The following is a 17,104-nucleotide window of genomic DNA, read 5'->3' on the forward strand; positions in this document are numbered from 1 at the left end:
GTGCATTGGACGCATAAATGCAGGCAGGCCTACGGTCTACGCATGCCTCCTGCCAGTACCGGGGCGTCCACCACCGTGGGCGCCTCCACCCAGCCTTCCCCGCTCCAGCTCACCCCGGGCGCCGCCGGCTACCGCCGGATGAGCTTCGCGCTCTTCGCCGCCGGTGTCGCCACCTTCGCCCTCCTCTACTCCACCCAGGCCCTGCTGCCGCTGATCTCCGCGGACCTCGGGGCCACGGCGAGCGCGGCCAGCTGGACGGTGTCGGCGGCGACCGGCGCCCTCGCCCTGTTCGTGCTGCCGCTGAGCGCGTTGTCCGAGCGGTTCGGGCGGACCCGGATGATGACGGTGTCCCTGGCGGTCGCGGTGGCGGTGGGCCTCCTCGTTCCGTTCGCGCCGAACGTGGGCTGGCTGGTGGCGCTGCGCGCGGTGCAGGGCGCGGCGATCGCGGGGCTTCCCGCCTCGGCGATGGCGTACCTGGCGGAGGAAGTGAAGCCGAAGGCGCTGGTCGCGGCGATCGGCCTGTTCGTCGCGGGCAATTCGATCGGCGGTATGAGCGGACGCATCCTGACCGGCTGGGTCGCGCAGGCCTGGGGCTGGCGCGCGGCGCTGCTCGCGGTGGGCGCGCTGGCCGCGATGTGCGCGGTGGTGTTCCGCCTCCTCCTCCCCAAGGCCCGCAATTTCACGCCGGGTTCGCTGAACCCGCGCGCCCTGGCCCGCACGGTGCGCGGCCACCTCGCCGACCCGCTCCTGGTCCGCCTGTACGCGATCGGCGCGCTGTTCATGACGGTGTTCGGCGCGGTCTACACGGTGATCGGCTACCGGCTCACCGCGGCGCCGTTCAACCTGCCGCAGGGCCTGATCGGCTCGATCTTCCTGGTCTACCTGGTCGGTACGGTCTCCTCGGCCGCGGCCGGCAACCTGGTGGCCCGGGTGGGCCGCCGGGGCGCCCTGTACCTGGCGGTCTCCACGACGGCGGCGGGCCTGCTGCTCTCGCTGGCGAGCTCCCTGCCCGCGATCCTGGCGGGCCTCGTCCTCATCACGGCGGGCTTCTTCGCGGGCCACGCGGTCGCCTCGTCCTCGGTGAGCCACACCGCCAAGCGGGGCCGCGCCCAGGCGTCCGCGCTCTACCAGTCCGCCTACTACCTGGGCTCCAGCGCGGGCGGCACGCTCGGCGCGGTCGCCTTCCACGCGGCGGGCTGGCCGGCCACGGTGCTGCTCGGCATCCTCGCGGTGCTCGGCGTCGTCTCGGTCACCCTGTACGGCTCGCACGCGGCCCGCGCCGAGCGCCGCACCCACCGCCTGCACCTGGTCCACGCACGTCACTGACCTGCGCCTTCGTCGGTAATCGCGCGATTGTCAGTGGGGTCCGGTAGCTTCCGAAGTGCTGGCACCACACGGCGCGACATGGGGTGGACCGATGAGTGATCTGGCAGCGGCGGCGGATCTGGACGTACGCCTCGAAGGACATCGCAGGGAGCTGACGGGGTACTGCTACCGGATGCTCGGCTCGGCCTTCGAGGCGGAGGACGCGGTGCAGGACACGCTGGTGCGGGCGTGGCGCAGCATCGACAAGTTCGAGGGCCGCTCCTCGCTGCGCTCGTGGCTGTACCGGATCGCGACGAACGTGTGCCTGGACATGCTGGCCGCGGGCAACAAACGGGCCCGCCCCATGGACCTGACGGCACCGACGCCGGTCGCCAACGCCCAGCTCAACTCCCGCCCGGAAGTGACCTGGTTGGAGCCGGTGCCGGACGGGCGGGTGCTGCCGACGACCGAGGACCCGGCGGAGGCGGCCCTGGCCCGCGAGTCGGTACGGCTCGCGTTCGTGGCCGCGCTCCAGCATCTGCCGCCGAAGCAGCGCGCGGTGCTGATCCTGCGCGAGGTCCTTGCGTGGAAGGCGGCCGAGGTCGCCGAGCTGCTCGACACGACGGTCGCATCGGTCAACTCCGCGCTGCAAAGGGCCCGTTCGACGCTCGCCGAGTCGGAGCCGAAGGAAACGGACCTGGCGGACCCGCTGGACGAGGAGCAGCAGAAGCTCCTTGAGCGGTACGTGGCGGCCTTCGAGGGCTACGACATGACGGCCCTGACCGCCCTGCTCCACGAGGACGCCACGCTGTCCATGCCGCCGTACGACCTGTGGCTGCGCGGCCACGACGACATCGTGGGCTGGATGCTGGGCGTGGGCGAGGTCTGCCGGGGCTCCCGCCTCCTCCCGACGGTGGCCAACGGCACGCCGGCCTTCGCCCACTACCACCCGGATCCTGAGGGCGGGTTCACACCGTGGGCTCTGATGGTGATCGAAACGAGCGGGGGCAAGGTGTCGGGGATCTGCTCGTTCCTGGACACGGCCCGCTGGTTCCCGCTGTTCGACCTGCCGTCCCGCCTGGACGAGGAGGGGCGCCCGGTCCCGGCACCGTGAACGCCCTGGGGCTCCGCCCCAGACCCCGTTCGCGCCTTAAGGGCGCTCGTCCTCAAACGCCGGACGGGCTGAAGATGCCGGTGCCAGCCCGCGTTAATCCTGCTAGGGGCGCGGGGCTGTGACATTGTGCGGCTCCGCCGCGATGGAGGTCCCCCCTGTTCGAGCGAAGCCGAGAACTTGGGGGAGCGACCAGCCACAACCGACCCGCAGCCGACCGACAAGCCCCCTCACCTAGTCGATCCCCAGCCCCGTCAGCTCAAGCAGCGCCACAAGCCCCGCCCCCGCATTCCGCATCAGGACGCGCCCCCCGGCCCGCCGGGCGGTGAGCCGCAGCCGGGCGACCACTTCGACGGCCACCAGATCCGCCCGGGTCAGCGCGGCGAGGTCACACACGACCTCCCGCGCCCCGCCCACGTACAGCCCGCGCAGCCGCTCGCACAGGAGCGGGACGTCGGCGAGGGTGACGGGGGCGGAGACGACGAGGACAGGGTGCTGCTCCGCGGGGTCGATGGCTTCCACATGTATGAGACCCCGGGACGCCCCGGAACTCATCGGTAGGCCAGAGCCGCCCCGTCCCGATGGGGCCTAGCGTCCCGGGAAGTCACTCGTCTCGATCAACAGCTCGAAGGGCGCGGGCAGAGTGACCGCCTCGCCGAACTTGCCTGCCGTGAGCGTTCGGTAGACATCACCCTTGGGCTCCCCGTACAGAGTGACGGTGGGGCCGCCGGGCGCCCAACGGTCGATCAACAGATAGAGCGGTACGCCGGCCTGTGCGTATCCGGCGGCCTTCGTGATGCGGTCATGGCTCGCGTTGGACTGCGAGGTGATCTCGACCACCAACTCGGCCACGTCGGCAGGGATGAAATTCCTGCCCCCGGTCAGCGCATGTCTGGGAACCACCAACAGGTCCGGGACGTACATTCCGTGCCGGGACGGGACGGCGACCGCAAGCGTCTGGTAAATGCCCCAGTCCGCAGGGATCCCGGGGTAAAGCTGCCGCTGAACAGTGTCAGCGATGTCGTTGTGATCGTTCGATGGCGTTGGTGACAAGGTGACGATCCCCTCGATGATCTCCACCTTGCAGCCCTCGGGTGCGTCCGTCTCCTCCCAGAGACGGACAAGGTCGTCCCAGCCCTGGCCGGGCTCGTGGCCAACCGTGAGTGCGCTCATGGCGGTCTCCCTGCGTCGGTTCGTCACAAGCCCAGCATGCCGAACGGGACCGGCGGAGGTCCACCGGTCCCGTTCACCCGTACGAGGTCGCTCACTCAGAAAGCCCAGCTCAGGCGATGCGCTCCAGCACAATCGGGTTAGCCGAGAACGCGGTACCGGCCGGCGCCACGTCGTACGACCCCGCCACCGACTCCAGCGCGTACTCGAACTTCTCCGGCGTGTCCGTGTGCAGTGTCAGCAGGGGCTGGCCCGCGATCACCGTGTCGCCGGGCTTCGCGTGGAGCTCCACGCCTGCGCCCGCCTGGACCGGGTCCTCCTTGCGGGCGCGGCCCGCGCCCAGGCGCCAGGCGGCGACGCCGATGTCGTACGCGTCCAGGCGGGTCAGGACGCCCGAGGACGGGGCGGTGATCACGTGCTGCTCGCGGGCGACCGGCAGGGTCGCGTCCGGGTCGCCGCCCTGGGCCGCGATCATCCGGCGCCACACGTCCATCGCGGAGCCGTCCGCGAGGGCCTTCGCCGGGTCGGCGTCCTTGATGCCCGCCGCGTCCAGCATTTCGCGGGCGAGCGCGATGGTGAGCTCGACGACGTCGGAGGGGCCGCCGCCCGCCAACACCTCGACGGATTCCCGGACTTCGAGGGCGTTGCCCGCGGTCAGGCCGAGCGGGGTGGACATGTCGGTGAGGAGGGCGACCGTCTTCACGCCGCTGTCCGTGCCCAACGCGACCATCGTGGAGGCCAGTTCACGGGCGTCCTCGATGTTCTTCATGAACGCGCCGGTGCCGACCTTCACGTCCAGGACCAGCGAGCCGGTGCCTTCCGCGATCTTCTTCGACATGATCGACGAGGCGATCAGGGGGATCGCTTCCACCGTGCCCGTCACGTCGCGCAGGGCGTACAGCTTCTTGTCCGCCGGGGCCAGGCCGTCGCCCGCCGCGCAGATGACCGCGCCGGTGGTGTCGAGGACGTTCAGCATCTCCTCGTTGGAGAGCAGCGCGCGCCAGCCGGGGATCGACTCCAGCTTGTCCAGGGTGCCGCCGGTGTGGCCGAGGCCCCGGCCCGAGAGCTGCGGCACGGCCGCGCCGCACGCGGCGACCAGCGGGGCGAGCGGCAGGGTGATCTTGTCGCCGACGCCGCCGGTGGAGTGCTTGTCGGCGGTCGGGCGCGAGAGCGAGTCGAAGTTCATGCGCTCGCCGGAGGCGATCATGGCCGCGGTCCAGCGGGCGATCTCCGTGCGGTTCATGCCGTTGAGGAGGATCGCCATGGCCAGGGCGGACATCTGCTCGTCGGCGACCACGCCGCGCGTGTAGGCGTCGATGACCCAGTCGATCTGCTCGGGAGACAGCTCGCCCCGGTCTCGCTTGGTGCGGATGACGGAGATGACGTCCATGGCATTCCTTCCGGCTTGGTGCACGTTGGTACGTACGCGACTCTACGCGCATAGAGGGGAGTTGAAAGTGCGGCCCCGCACCAGGGTGCGGGGCCGCGGGGTTACTTCAGGTGGTCCGGGCCGAAGGCCTGGGGCAGCATCTCGGACAGCTTGAGGATGCCCGCCGGAGTCTCCAACAGGAGCTCCGGGCCGCCGAATTCGAAGAGGAGCTGGCGGCACCGGCCGCACGGCACGAGCACGTCGCCGTGGCCGTCGACGCAGGTGAAGTGCGTCAGGCGGCCGCCGCCGGACAGCTGGAGCGCCGAGACGAGCCCGCACTCGGCGCACAGGCCGATGCCGTACGAGGCGTTCTCGACGTTGCAGCCGGTGACGGTGCGCCCGTCGTCGGCCAGGGCGGCCGCGCCGACCGGGTAGCCCGAGTACGGCGCGTACGCGCGGGACATGGCCTCGCGCGCGGCCGTGCGCAGCGCCTCCCAGTCGGGCGTCGGCGTCACTTGCCCTGGCCCTTCCGGTAGCGCATGCCGTCCGCCTTGGGCATCCGCAGACGCTGGGCGGAGAGCGAGAGGACCAGCAGCGTCACGACGTACGGGGTCGCGCCGACGAAGTCGCCGGGCACGTCGTCGGTCAGCAGGTACCAGACCAGGATGGCCACGGCCATCACCGCGCTGATCGCGGCCTGGAGCAGCGCCTTCTTGTACGCCTTCCAGCCGGCCAGCGCCGCGAGGAGGACGACGAGCAGGAGCAGCAGGGCGTGCACGGTGGTGCCGCCGTTGCGCAGCTGGAGCGCGTCGGAGAAGCCGAACAGGCCCGCGCCCATGGCGAGTCCGCCCGGACGCCAGTTGCCGAAGATCATCGCGGCGAGGCCGATGTAGCCGCGCCCGCCGGTCTGGCCCTCCAGGTAGATGTGCGAGGTGACCAGGGCGAGGAACGCGCCGCCGAGACCGGCGAGGCCGCCGGAGACGGCGACCGCCGCGTACTTGTAGGAGTACACGTTCACGCCGAGGGACTCGGCCGCGATCGGGTTCTCGCCGCAGGAGCGCAGGCGCAGGCCGAAGGCGGTCTTCCACAGGATCCACCAGGTGCCGACGAACAGCAGCACCGCGATGACGGTGACCCAGGAGACCTCGGTGACCAGGCCGCCGATGATGCCGGCGAGGTCGGAGATGAGGAACCAGTGGTGGTTCTGGATCGACTCCAGGCCCGAGGAGAGACCCGGGATGGTGAAGCTGGGCAGCGCGTCGGCGGGCGGCGACTGCTTGGGGTTGCCGCCCTTGACCTGGGCCTCTCCGTTGTTGAAGAACAGCTTGGCCAGGTACTGCGTCACGCCGAGCGCGAGCAGGTTGATCGCGACACCGGAGACGATGTGGTCGACGCCGAAGGTGATGGTGGCGACCGCGTGGAGGAGGCCGCCGAGAACGCCGAAGCCGATGCCCGCGATCAGGCCGAGCCAGGGGCTGGACTGCCAGCCGACCCAGCCGGCCCCGAACGTGCCGAGGATCATCATGCCTTCGAGGCCGATGTTGACCACGCCGGCCCGCTCGGACCACAGACCGGCCAGGCCCGCGAGCCCGATCGGCACGGCGAGGCCGAGCGCGGCGCTGATCTGGCCCTCGCTGGTGAGCTGGTCGGCGCCGGTGATGATGCGTACGGCGGAGACGAGGATCAGCGCGCCCGCGATGATCATCAGGACCTGCGCGAGGGAGAACTTGCGCTGGGCGTTGCCCCGCTTGACCCCGGCCGGAGGCGGTGGGGTCGTGGTCGTTTCGGTCGTGACGCTCATGCCGTCACCTCCGTCTCGGTCTTGGCGGCCTGGGCCGCGAGCTCGGCGCCGACGCGCTGCTGCTGGCGCTTGAGGCCGTAACGGCGGACGAGTTCGTAGGCGATCACGACGGACAGGACGATGACGCCCTGGATGACGCCGAGGATCTCCTTGTCGTAACCGATGAATTCCAGATGGTTGGTGGTGCGCTCAAGGAAGCCCCACAGCAGGGCGGCGAGGCCGATGCCGATCGGGTTGTTGCGGCCGAGGAGCGCGATCGCGATGCCCGTGAAGCCGAGCCCGGTGGGGAAGCTGTTGTCGAACTGGTGGGTGTCGTTGAGCAGGGTGGGCATGCCCACCAGACCGGCCACGACACCGGAGATGATCATGCTGGTGACGATCATCTTCCTGACGTTGGCGCCGCTCGCGGCGGCGGCCGACTCGGACTGGCCGACGGCCCGCAGGTCGAAGCCGAAGCGGGTGCGGCCGAGCGTGAACCAGTACGCGATGCCGGCGAGGACGGCGACGACGATGAAGCCCCACAGCTGTCCGGCCGGGCCCATGTCGATGGAGAAGAACCACGAGGACTCGGGCAGCGGCTTGGTCGAGACGAGGGTGCCCGCCGAGTCGAGCTGGCCGAGCCGGCCGGGCTGGATGAGGTAGGCGATGATCGCGGTCGCGATGGCGTTCAGCATGATGGTCGAGATGACCTCGCTGACGCCCCGGGTGACCTTCAGGATGCCCGCGACCGCCGACCACATCGCGCCGACGATCATGGCGACGATGATGATGACCGGGATCTGCACGATGCCCGGCAGGCTCATCGCGCCGCCGACCACCGCGGCGAGGAAGGCCGCCAGGCGGTACTGGCCGTCGACGCCGATGTTGAAGAGGTTCATCCGGAAGCCGATGGCCACCGCGATGCCCGCCAGGTAGTACGTCGTCGCCTTGTTGAGGATGTAGACCTGGCTGTCGCTCGCCGAGCCGTACGACAGCATGTCGTTGAAGGCCGGGAACGGGTTCCTGCCGGTGGCGAGGATGACAAGGGCGGTGACGACAAGGGCCGCGACGAGCGCGAGCACGGGGGCCGCGGCCGCGAGGAGCAGCTTCTCCTTGTCGATGCGGGAGGTGAGCTTCTTCATCGGTCCTCTCCCCCAGTGTTCTCGTGGTGCTCCAGGTGGCCGGTGGCGGCACCGGTCATGGCGGAACCCAGTTCTTCGGGGGTGATCGTGGCGGGGTCGGCGTCGGCGACCAGACGGCCCCGGTACATCACCCGCAGGGTGTCGGACAGGCCGATCAGCTCGTCCAGGTCGGCGGAGATCAGGAGCACCGCGAGGCCCTCACGGCGGGCCTCCCGGATCTGGTCCCAGATCTGCGCCTGGGCGCCGACGTCCACGCCCCGGGTGGGGTGCGCGGCGATCAGCAGCTTGGGGTTGTGGCTCATCTCGCGGCCGACGATCAGCTTCTGCTGGTTGCCGCCGGACAGGGACGCCGCGGTGACCTCGATGCCGGGGGTGCGCACGTCGTACTCGCGCACGATCCGCTCGGTGTCGGTGCGGGCGGCCTTGTTGTCGAGGAGGGGGCCCTTGGAGTTGGGCTTCTCGGTGACGTGGCCGAGGATGCGGTTCTCCCACAGCGGCGCTTCCAGGAGCAGGCCGTGGCGGTGGCGGTCCTCGGGGATGTACCCGATGCCGTCCTCGCGGCGCTTGCGCGTCGGGGCCGTCGAGATGTCGGTGGTGTCGAGGGTGATGACACCGCCGTCGGGGATGCGCATGCCCATGATGGCCTCGACGAGCTCGGCCTGGCCGTTGCCCTCGACGCCCGCGATGCCGAGGACCTCGCCCTTGTGGATCGTGAAGGAGACCGAGGAGAGCACCTCGCGGACCACGCCGTCGGGGTCGGTGGCCGCCAGGCGCAGGTCGGCGACCTGGAGCATGGGGACCGTGGTGACCGTCGACTCGCGGGTCTCGGGCGAGGGCAGCTCGCTGCCCACCATCAGCTCGGCGAGCTGCTTGGTGGTGGTCGTACGGGGGTCGGCGGTGCCCACCGTGGTGCCGCGCCGGATCACCGTGATCTCGTCGGCGACCGAGAGCACCTCGCCGAGCTTGTGCGAGATGAAGATGACGGTCAGGCCCTCGGCCTTGAGCTCGCGCAGGTTGTCGAAGAGCGCCTCGACCTCCTGCGGGACCAGGACCGCGGTCGGCTCGTCGAGGATCAGGGTGCGCGCGCCGCGGTAGAGGACCTTGAGGATCTCCACGCGCTGGCGGTCGGCGACCCCGAGGTCCTCGACCAGGACGTCCGGGCGGACCCCGAGGCCGTACGCGTCCGAGATCTCCTTGATCTTGTTGCGGGCCTTGGCGCCGATGCCGTACAGCTTCTCGCCGCCGAGGACGACGTTCTCCAGGACGGTCAGGTTGTCGGCCAGCATGAAGTGCTGGTGGACCATGCCGATGCCGAGCGCGATGGCGTCGGCCGGGCTGGAGAAGGAGGCCTCGGTGCCGTCGATGGTGATGGTGCCCTCGTCCGGCTTCTGCATGCCGTAGAGGATCTTCATCAGGGTCGACTTGCCGGCGCCGTTCTCACCGCACAGGGCGTGCACGGTGCCCTTGCGGACGGTGATGTCGATGTCCTTGTTGGCGACGACACCCGGGAATCGTTTGGTGATGCCGCGCAGTTCGACGGCGGGAGGGCTGGACGCGTTGATGGCGCACTCTCCTCGTGGGCAGGAGCAGGGGGGCGGGGAGCTTCCGGAGAAGCCTGGAAGCGCACTGACGTACGGCCGGGCTCCCGGCGTAGTAGTTCAGCACACTCCTGGCGCGCCAACTCCGGCCTACGCGCGTAGAGTTGACACTTCGTTACGGCCCGGTGAGCAGGGCGGTCCCTGCTCACCGGGCCGGTTGCGACGGGGGCGGTCAGTGACCGCCGCGGGTCACGGGGTCGTCTTGACCTTGATGGAGCCGTCGACGATCTTCTTCTTGGCCGCGTCGAGCTGCGGCTGGATGTCGGTGATGAAGCCACCGCTGGTGGCCAGCGAGACGCCGTTCTTGGCCAGCGGGTAGCTGTTGGTGCCGACCAGCGGCTTGCCGTCCTTGACCGACTTGATCAGGTCGTAGACGCCGATGTCGACGTTCTTGACGACCGAGGTCAGGATCGAGTTCTTGTACTTGTCGAGCGAGGCCTGCTGGTACTGGTCGGAGTCGACACCGATCGCCCAGGCGCCCTTCTTGCCCGCGACGGCCTCGATCGCACCGGTGCCGGAGGAGCCGGCGGCGGTGTAGATCACGTCGGCGCCGTTGTCGAGCATGCCCTGCGCGGCTTCCTTGCCCTTGTCGGGGCTGGCGAAGCCGGAGGTGTCCGAGCCGTGCGACAGGTACTGGACCTCGACGTTGTCGGAGGGCTTGGTGTCCTTGACGCCCTGGACGAAGCCCGCCTCGAACTTCTTGATCAGCGGGACGTCGACACCGCCGATGAAGCCGACGTGGCCGGACTTCGACTTCAGCGCCGCGGTGACACCCGCGAGGTAGGAGCCCTGCTCCTCGGTGAAGACGATGTTGTCGACGTTCTTCGGGCCCTCGACGACGGAGTCGACGATGCCGAAGGTCGTGTTCGGGAACTTGGCCGCGACCTGCTTCATCGAGTTCGCGTACGCGAAGCCGATGCCGATCACGGGGTTGTAGCCGCCCGACGCCAGGTCGCTCAGCTTCTGGACGCGGTCGGCCTCGGTGTCGGTCGTCTTGGCGGTCAGCTCCTTGACGGAGCCGCCGAACTCGGACTTGGCCTTGTCGATACCGCGCGCGGCGGAGTCGTTGAACGAGTGGTCACCACGGCCGCCGACGTCGTACGCGACACCGATCTTGACGCCCTTGCCGCCGGAGGACGACGAGGAGGTGCCCGACTCCTTCTGGGAGGACGTGGAGCCACAGGCGGTGGCGGAAAGCGCGAGCGCGGCGGTGGCAATACCGGCCGCAGCGATCTTGGATACCCGGCGCAAGAGGAGGTCCCTTCAAACCTGAACCGAGGCGCCCCTACCGGCGCTGGTTTCGCGTCGGATCGTAACGCGCGTAGATGTCGCGTAAAGCCCTGTTCGGAAGCCGTTATCGAATCGCCGCGAACAGGGGATGAAGTGTCCGGTTACGAGCGGTTGCCGTCCAGCAGCGCCGCGGCGGTGAAGAGTTCGACGCCGACCTTGATGGCTGCTTCGTCCGCGTCGAAATCACCCCGATGGAGGTCAAGCCGGGCATTCGAGCCGGGCGTACGGACCCCGAGGCGGGCCATCGCCCCTGGTACATGCTCCAGGTACCACGAAAAGTCCTCGCCACCCAGCGACTGCTCCGTGTCCTCGATCGCATACGGTCCCCGGCGTGCCGCCATGGCGTCGCGGAGGAGCTCGGTGACGACGGAATCGTTGACGACCGGGGGCACTCCGCGGACGTAGTTGATCTCCGATTTGGCGCCGTGCAGGTTGGCCACTTCGTCGATCGCGGCGTGTACGAGGTCGGGCGCGTCGCGCCACGCCCCGAGGTCCAGGCAGCGCACCGTGCCGGCCAGCTCGGCGTGCATCGGGATGACGTTGCAGGCGTGGCCGGCCTCGATGCGGCCCCAGGTGAGGGCGAGCCCGGCGCGGGCGTCGATGCGGCGGGCGAGCAGCGCGGGCACGTCGGAGGCGACCCGCGCGACGGCGGTCACCAGGTCGGTCGTCAGGTGCGGACGCGCGGTGTGGCCGCCGGGCCCGTCGAGGGCGACCTCCAGGCGGTCGCAGGCGGAGGTGATGGCGCCGGGGCGAAGCCCGATCCGGCCGGCGTCCACGCGCGGGTCGCAGTGGACGGCGATGATGCGGCCCACGCCGTCCAGGACGCCCGCCACGATCGCGTCGGCGGCGCCGCCGGGCAGCACCTCCTCGGCCGGCTGGAAGAGCAGCCGTACGGGGGCGGGGAGGCGGCCCTGGCGGTGCAGCTCGGCGAGGACGAGGCCCGCGCCGAGGACGGTCGTGGTGTGCACGTCGTGGCCGCAGGCGTGGGCGCGGTCGGGCACGGTCGAGCGGTAGGGCACGCCCGCCTTGGCGTCGGGGATGGGCAGGGCGTCGATGTCCGCGCGGATGGCGAGCATGGGGTGCACGCCGCCCACCCGTCGCCCGCCGCCACCCTTGGCCGAGCTTCGCGCCCCTTCTGATGTGCCGATGTCACAGATGAGCCCGGTGCCCGACGGCAGCACGCGCGGTTTCAGGCCGGCCGCTTCGAGGCGGGCCCGGATCGCGGCGGTGGTCCGGAACTCCTGGTTGCCGAGTTCGGGATGCATGTGCAAGTCCCGGCGGAAGGCGATGAGTTCGGCACACAGGGCCTCGCTCAGCTCGCCGGGCAGCGGTGCTTCCTCGGGCAGATCGGCTTCGGACGACTCACGGGACATCAACTGGTTCACCCGTTGAGGGTAGGCCTCGTCAAGGGTCAACTCGGGCGCGATCAACAAAAGTTCAGCCGCATAGGGGAAAGAAAGCTGGTCACAAGGCGCATGCCGATCGTGACAAGTGGGTACAGTAATTCGTCCTTCTGCCCGATGCGCTGGAACGGGCGTTCCCCCAAGGTATGACGGGCCGCGCTCCCCAGAGTAGGAGACGCGGGACGCCCGTTGGGCCCCGGCTAGGCGGCCACCGTCGCCAGACCATGGGCTTTGCGCGCCGCCCCCGTCACTCCGTCCAGGAAGCCCTGGGCGCGCGGCGAGGCGTTGTCCGTGAGCCACTTCGGGTCTATGTCGCAGACCACGACGGACACCCCGGTGCCCGCGAGCGCGAGCGGCAGGGTGTGGACGACGGTGGAGGGGAAGCTCAGGATCGTCCGGCCCACCGGCCCCCGCCGGGCTATGAGTTCGAGCGGCAGGTCGGGGCGTACGACCTCCAGGCCGGTGCGGGCGTGCAGGGTGTGCAGCTTCTCGGCGGACTCCCGGCGGTGCGCGAAGTAGCGCGTCACGCCGTGCGTACGAGCGAGGAGGCCGACCGCCGCGAGGTAGCTCTCGGGGTCGACGACACCGGTCTCCACCAGTGAAGTCCCCACCAGGTCCGCGCCCTTGGTCAGGCGCGGCGGCCCGAAGTTCGCGCGGGTCCAGCCGAAGGTGTTGGGGGTGACGGTGACGCCCTCGGGCGCCTCTATGGGCATCGCGCTGAACACCTCGACGCCCCGGCGCCGCGCGGGAGTGAGCCGGCGGCGGGCCGCCGCGGACACCGGCGCGAACAGCAGGTCGCGCGCCCCGGACCGGCTGCCCCGCCGGTGCCAGCGCACCAGCCGTTCGCCACGGGCGAGTTGGGAGACGAACTCCATGGTGGCCGTCCCGTCGTCGACCACCACCAGGTCGCGGGCGCGGGCGACGGTGAGCAGCAGCTGTACGTAGCGCGAGAACGGGTCGCCCATGACGATCCGGTCGGCCCGCCGCAGCATCGGGGTGAGCCCGCCTATCGTGTGCAGCGGGGCCGTGAGCCCGCCCCGGGCCTCCTCCCAGCGCACCTGTGTCCCCGCGTCGCGGGCGAGTTCGGCCATGCGGCGCAGCTGGCCGCGCGACATGGGGTCGGTCGGCGAGAGCACCACGACGGTCAGACCCGACAGGTCCGGCGCCCCGGGACGCTGCTGCGCGGGCACGCCGTCGAGCAGCGGGCCCGGCGCATGGGCCCACTCCAGGACGTTGAGCAGCTGGACCGGGCTCTCCACGAAGGCGACGGTGGCGGAGGTGTCCCGAGGCACGGCGGGCCCGCCCCCTCAGACCGCGGCCGGAGCGCGGTCCCCAGCGGCCTCGGCGCCCTCGGCGGCTTCCGCCTGGGCGACGACACCGGCGACGCGGCGCAGCTTCTTCATCGGGGCGAGCTCGGACTCGTAGACCTTCTTGACGCCGTCGCCGAGCGCGGCCTCGATGGTGCGGATGTCGCGGACGAGGCGGGTGAGGCCGCCCGGCTCGACGGAGGCGGCCTGGTCGGAGCCCCACATCGCGCGGTCGAGGGTGATGTGGCGCTCGACGAAGGCGGCGCCGAGGGCAACGGCGGCGAGCGTCGTCTGGAGGCCGGTCTCGTGGCCGCTGTAGCCGATCGGCACGTTGGGGTACTCGGCCATCAGGCTGTTGATCACGCGCAGGTTGAGCTCCTCGGCCTTGGCCGGGTAGGTCGAAGTGGCGTGGCACAGCAGGATGTTGTCGCTGCCGAGCACCTCGACCGCGTGCCGGATCTGCTTCGGCGTGGACATGCCGGTGGAGAGGATGACCGTGCGTCCGGTGGCGCGCAGGGCGCGCAGGAGCTCGTCGTCGGTGAGCGAGGCGGAGGCCACCTTGTGGGCCGGCACGTCGAACTTCTCCAGGAAGGCGACGGCCTCGGTGTCCCACGGCGAGGCGAACCAGTCGATGCCGCGCTTCCTGCAGTGCGCGTCGATGGTGCGGTACTCGTCCTCACCGAACTCCACCCGGTGGCGGTAGTCGATGTACGTCATCCGGCCCCAGGGGGTGTCCCGCTCGATGTCCCACTGGTCGCGCGGGGTGCAGATCTCCGGGGTGCGCTTCTGGAACTTGACCGCGTCGCAGCCGGCGTCGGCGGCCGCGTCGATCAGCGCGAGCGCCTTGTCGAGGTCGCCGTTGTGGTTGATGCCGATCTCGCCGGTGACGTACACGGGGCGGCCCGGACCTGCGGTGCGGCTGCCGAGGGTGCGCAGACGGTTGCTCATGAGGGTGTTCCTTAGCTAAGCGGGGGTGTGGTGGGGCTGTGGGGTGTGGTTGAGCTCGGGTCCGAGGAGCCAGGCGGCGATCTCGCGGATCGCTCCTTCGCCGCCGGGGGTGCGGGTGACGGCGCGCGCGGCGGCGCGCACCGAGTCGTGGGCGCTGCCGACGGCCACGGGCCAGCCGGCGAGCGCGAAGCAGGGGAGGTCGTTGACGTCGTTGCCGGCGTAGAGCACGCGGGCCGGATCGATCCCGTTCTCCTCGCACCACTGCTTGAGGGCGAGGTCCTTGCGGTCGACGCCGTGCAGCACGGGGATCCGGAGCTTGCGGGCGCGGGCGGCGACGACGGGGTTCTGCTCGGTGGACAGGACGAGCAGCTTCAGGCCGGCCCGGCGCAGCGCGGCGATGCCGAGGCCGTCGCCCCTGTGCACGGCGACGAGTTCGCGGCCCTCGGCGTCGATGAGGACCTTGTCGTCGGTCTGGGTGCCGTCGAAGTCGAGGACGACCGCGTCGACGTCGTCGCAGGTGGGGGTGGGCAGCCGGTCGAGGACCGGGGCGAGCGCGCGGGCCCGCTCCAGGTCGTGCGGCTCGTCGATCTCCAGGACCCGGGCCGGGTCGGTGCGCACGAGCGCGGTGCGGCCGAAGAAGCGGTGCTGGTGCGTGCGGAAGCCTTCGGCGTCCATGGCGTACGCGGCGCCGGTCTCCAGGAAGTCCTGCGGGCGGTCCTGGCGGCGCGGCCGGGACGCCTTGTCGTGGCCCATGCCCTGGCCGCCGCCGACTCCGTCCTCGATGGACTCGCGCCACAGGAAGCCGTGGAAGGGGGCGACCGTGACGGCGGTCTCGGCGCCGTCCTCGACGACCGCGGCCGCCACGCCGTCGATGTCCTCGCGGGTCAGGAACGGGCTGGTGCACTGCACGAGCAGCACCACGTCGGTGTCGGGGTGCGCGTCCAGGGTGTGCAGGACGGCGGCCTCGCTGGAGGCGGTGTCGCCCGAGATCCCCGCCGGGCGGAGGACCACGTCGGCCCCGGCCGAGCGGGCGGCGGCCGCGATCGCCGGGTCGTCGGTGGAGACGACGACGTCGGTGACGAGGCGGGCCGAGCGGCAGGCGAGCACGGCCCGCACGACGAGCGGGACCCCGGCGACGGAGGCCAGGTTCTTCCCGGGCACGCCCTTGGAGCCGCCCCGGGCGGGGATGACGGCGAGGACCTTGGGGGGCGTACTCGCGGAGGAGGCCGGGGACGTCGTCGCGGACCCCGGTGAGACGGGCGTCTCGGGCATCACAGTTCTCCCATCCGGCGGATCACGGGCGCGACCCGCTGTACGCCGTGGCGGTAGGCGCCGCGGGCCGCGTCGCGCACGGCGTCCCGGATCACGCGGCGCAGGCCGGTCGGCTCGTTCGTGGGGGCCGCGCCCGGCAGCGGGGTGCCGTCGGGGGCGAGGTGGTGGCGGGCGAGGATGCCCGGGAGGTAGCCGGGCGCGGTGGCGGCGGTGTAGTACGGGGCGATCGGCGGCAGGCTTTCCTTCGAAAGCAACTCGCTCATTCGCTCCCGTACTTGATCGAAAGCGCGGTGGTACGCCTCGCCCGGGGCCACGCCCTGGGCGGCGAGCCAGTCGGCGTCGGGCGCGGGGCGGTGTCCGGCGTCGAGCCGGTCCCAGGAGGCGAGGCAGCCGGAGCCGAGGAAGTGGTGGTTGCCGAGGACCTCGCGTACGCCGAGGTCGGTGAGGACGGCCGTCGGGACCGAGCGGTGCAGGGACTCCAGGGCGGCGGTCGAGGACACGGTCACCAGGAGGTCGGTGCGGTCCAGGATCTCGCCCATGTTCCCGTACGCCAGCGAGAAGTTGGGCGGCAGGTCCATGCCCTTGGCGAGTCCCTGGAAGGGGTGTTCCTCGATGTGTGTGGTGTGCTCGCCGGGCTTGGAGCGGAGCTTGAGGACGACCTCGCGCCCGGGGTGGCGCCGGGCGTGGTCGACGAGGCGGCGCAGCAGGTACTGCCGGTCGGCGCGGCTCTCGGGGACGGAGGGCTGGGCGGCGAAGACGACCGTGTCGCGGCCGGGCTCCTCCTTGTACGCGGCGCCGCCGAGGAAGGGCAGGGCGGCCTCGGTGACGGCGGAGGCGTCGGCGCCCACACCTTCGTACACCGCGCGGAAGCGCTCGGCGTCGTGCCGGGAATTGGCGAGCACGACATCCGCGCCGTGCCGCAGGAGCAGGCCGTCGGCGAGCTTCTCGTAGACGACGCCGACATAGCCGGTGACGATCACGGGCCGCCGGGCGTGCCCGGGCCAGCGGGCGGCGAGCCCGTGCAGCGCGGCCTGGGCGGCGCCGCCGACGAGCGCGAGCACGATGACGTCGTACGCACTCCCGTTGCCCAACTCCCCGGCCATGTCGAGGAATTGAGCCATCGTCACTTCGCGCAGAGCGTTCGGGGACACCCCCACCTCGGCGAGCTGGCGAGGGGTGGGGGTGGCGCGGCCGCGCAGCAGGAAGCCGTCGGGTTCGGGCGCGGCGGGCCGGGGTGTGGCGGAGTCGGCCCCGGACGCCTGTTCGGCGAGACGGCGCGCGGTGAGCGCACCCCATTTCCACCGGGTGTCCGAATCCGCGAGAACCGCGATCCGCAGCCTTGAATCGGTACGTGATGGCACGCCGTAGAAACTAGAAAGCCCCGCGGATTCGCGGCCCAACTCAACTGC

At 71.0% G+C, this 17,104-nt stretch carries 15 protein-coding genes; 2 read left to right on the top strand and 13 right to left on the bottom strand.

Annotation, left to right across the window (positions count from 1 at the left end; all coding sequences use genetic code 11):
- Positions 1-42 precede the first annotated feature (42 nt).
- Positions 43-1,326: an MFS transporter gene (locus tag OHA17_RS15215; protein WP_406507107.1), complete on the top strand. Its 1,284-nt coding sequence runs from the start codon at positions 43-45 to the stop codon at positions 1,324-1,326.
- 91 nt (positions 1,327-1,417) lie between these two features.
- The gene (locus OHA17_RS15220; protein ID WP_406507108.1) at positions 1,418-2,419 is read left to right on the top strand and encodes a sigma-70 family RNA polymerase sigma factor; all 1,002 of its coding nucleotides are present in this window, start codon (positions 1,418-1,420) and stop codon (positions 2,417-2,419) included.
- Positions 2,420-2,650: 231 nt separating this feature from the next.
- Here OHA17_RS15220 and OHA17_RS15225 read toward each other — a convergent pair whose 3' ends face one another.
- From OHA17_RS15225 to OHA17_RS15285, 13 genes are all read right to left on the bottom strand, one after another.
- Complete coding sequence (locus tag OHA17_RS15225) at positions 2,651-2,938, bottom strand: lipid asymmetry maintenance protein MlaB (protein ID WP_406507109.1); 288 nt, start codon at positions 2,936-2,938, stop codon at positions 2,651-2,653.
- A gap of 66 nt (positions 2,939-3,004) precedes the next feature.
- Positions 3,005-3,589, bottom strand: coding sequence for a Uma2 family endonuclease (locus tag OHA17_RS15230; protein WP_406507110.1), 585 nt, complete (start codon positions 3,587-3,589; stop codon positions 3,005-3,007).
- Between the two features lie 109 nt (positions 3,590-3,698).
- Complete coding sequence (locus OHA17_RS15235) at positions 3,699-4,976, bottom strand: thymidine phosphorylase (RefSeq protein ID WP_406507111.1); 1,278 nt, start codon at positions 4,974-4,976, stop codon at positions 3,699-3,701.
- Positions 4,977-5,077: 101 nt separating this feature from the next.
- Positions 5,078-5,470 (bottom strand): cytidine deaminase, encoded by a 393-nt coding sequence (locus tag OHA17_RS15240; RefSeq protein WP_406507112.1) that lies wholly within the window; start codon positions 5,468-5,470, stop codon positions 5,078-5,080.
- Positions 5,467-6,756 (bottom strand): ABC transporter permease, encoded by a 1,290-nt coding sequence (locus tag OHA17_RS15245; RefSeq protein ID WP_406507113.1) that lies wholly within the window; start codon positions 6,754-6,756, stop codon positions 5,467-5,469. Before OHA17_RS15245 ends, OHA17_RS15240 begins: the two co-directional genes overlap by 4 nt.
- Positions 6,753-7,877 (bottom strand): ABC transporter permease, encoded by a 1,125-nt coding sequence (locus OHA17_RS15250; RefSeq protein WP_398882093.1) that lies wholly within the window; start codon positions 7,875-7,877, stop codon positions 6,753-6,755. The genes OHA17_RS15245 and OHA17_RS15250 overlap by 4 nt, the downstream gene beginning before the upstream one ends.
- Positions 7,874-9,409, bottom strand: a complete 1,536-nt coding sequence (locus OHA17_RS15255; RefSeq protein ID WP_078966656.1) for an ABC transporter ATP-binding protein — start codon at positions 9,407-9,409, stop codon at positions 7,874-7,876. The genes OHA17_RS15250 and OHA17_RS15255 overlap by 4 nt, the downstream gene beginning before the upstream one ends.
- Positions 9,410-9,664: 255 nt before the next feature.
- Positions 9,665-10,726, bottom strand: coding sequence for a BMP family protein (locus OHA17_RS15260; protein WP_406507114.1), 1,062 nt, complete (start codon positions 10,724-10,726; stop codon positions 9,665-9,667).
- A 140-nt stretch (positions 10,727-10,866) separates the two neighbouring features.
- On the bottom strand, positions 10,867-12,138 hold the full coding sequence (locus OHA17_RS15265) for an amidohydrolase (RefSeq protein ID WP_406510722.1): 1,272 nt from the start codon (positions 12,136-12,138) through the stop codon (positions 10,867-10,869).
- 230 nt (positions 12,139-12,368) lie between these two features.
- A complete protein-coding gene (locus OHA17_RS15270) occupies positions 12,369-13,460 on the bottom strand; it encodes a hypothetical protein (RefSeq protein ID WP_053728313.1) in 1,092 nt (363 codons plus the stop codon).
- 15 nt (positions 13,461-13,475) lie between these two features.
- Positions 13,476-14,423, bottom strand: coding sequence for an N-acetylneuraminate synthase family protein (locus OHA17_RS15275; RefSeq protein ID WP_406507115.1), 948 nt, complete (start codon positions 14,421-14,423; stop codon positions 13,476-13,478).
- A gap of 15 nt (positions 14,424-14,438) precedes the next feature.
- Positions 14,439-15,695 carry a cytidylyltransferase domain-containing protein gene (locus OHA17_RS15280; RefSeq protein WP_406507116.1) on the bottom strand — a complete coding sequence of 419 codons (1,257 nt, stop codon included), beginning with the start codon at positions 15,693-15,695 and terminating at the stop codon, positions 14,439-14,441.
- The gene (locus OHA17_RS15285) at positions 15,695-17,056 is read right to left on the bottom strand and encodes a DUF6716 putative glycosyltransferase (protein ID WP_406507117.1); all 1,362 of its coding nucleotides are present in this window, start codon (positions 17,054-17,056) and stop codon (positions 15,695-15,697) included. Before OHA17_RS15285 ends, OHA17_RS15280 begins: the two co-directional genes overlap by 1 nt.
- Positions 17,057-17,104 lie beyond the last annotated feature (48 nt).

This window comes from Streptomyces sp. NBC_00212 (assembly GCF_045206365.1).
Classification (GTDB): Bacteria; Actinomycetota; Actinomycetes; order Streptomycetales; family Streptomycetaceae; genus Streptomyces.

What these genes read in the sequence shown, in the direction of transcription:
- OHA17_RS15215 (WP_406507107.1), top strand. Translation starts at nt 43, where the DNA reads ATGCCTCCTGCCAGTACCGGGGCGTCCACCACCGTGGGCGCCTCCACC.
- OHA17_RS15220 (WP_406507108.1), top strand. Translation starts at nt 1,418, where the DNA reads ATGAGTGATCTGGCAGCGGCGGCGGATCTGGACGTACGCCTCGAAGGA.
- OHA17_RS15230 (WP_406507110.1), bottom strand. Translation starts at nt 3,589, where the DNA reads ATGAGCGCACTCACGGTTGGCCACGAGCCCGGCCAGGGCTGGGACGAC.
- OHA17_RS15235 (WP_406507111.1), bottom strand. Translation starts at nt 4,976, where the DNA reads ATGGACGTCATCTCCGTCATCCGCACCAAGCGAGACCGGGGCGAGCTG.
- OHA17_RS15245 (WP_406507113.1), bottom strand. Translation starts at nt 6,756, where the DNA reads ATGAGCGTCACGACCGAAACGACCACGACCCCACCGCCTCCGGCCGGG.
- OHA17_RS15250 (WP_398882093.1), bottom strand. Translation starts at nt 7,877, where the DNA reads ATGAAGAAGCTCACCTCCCGCATCGACAAGGAGAAGCTGCTCCTCGCG.
- OHA17_RS15265 (WP_406510722.1), bottom strand. Translation starts at nt 12,138, where the DNA reads ATGTCCCGTGAGTCGTCCGAAGCCGATCTGCCCGAGGAAGCACCGCTG.
- OHA17_RS15275 (WP_406507115.1), bottom strand. Translation starts at nt 14,423, where the DNA reads ATGAGCAACCGTCTGCGCACCCTCGGCAGCCGCACCGCAGGTCCGGGC.
- OHA17_RS15280 (WP_406507116.1), bottom strand. Translation starts at nt 15,695, where the DNA reads ATGCCCGAGACGCCCGTCTCACCGGGGTCCGCGACGACGTCCCCGGCC.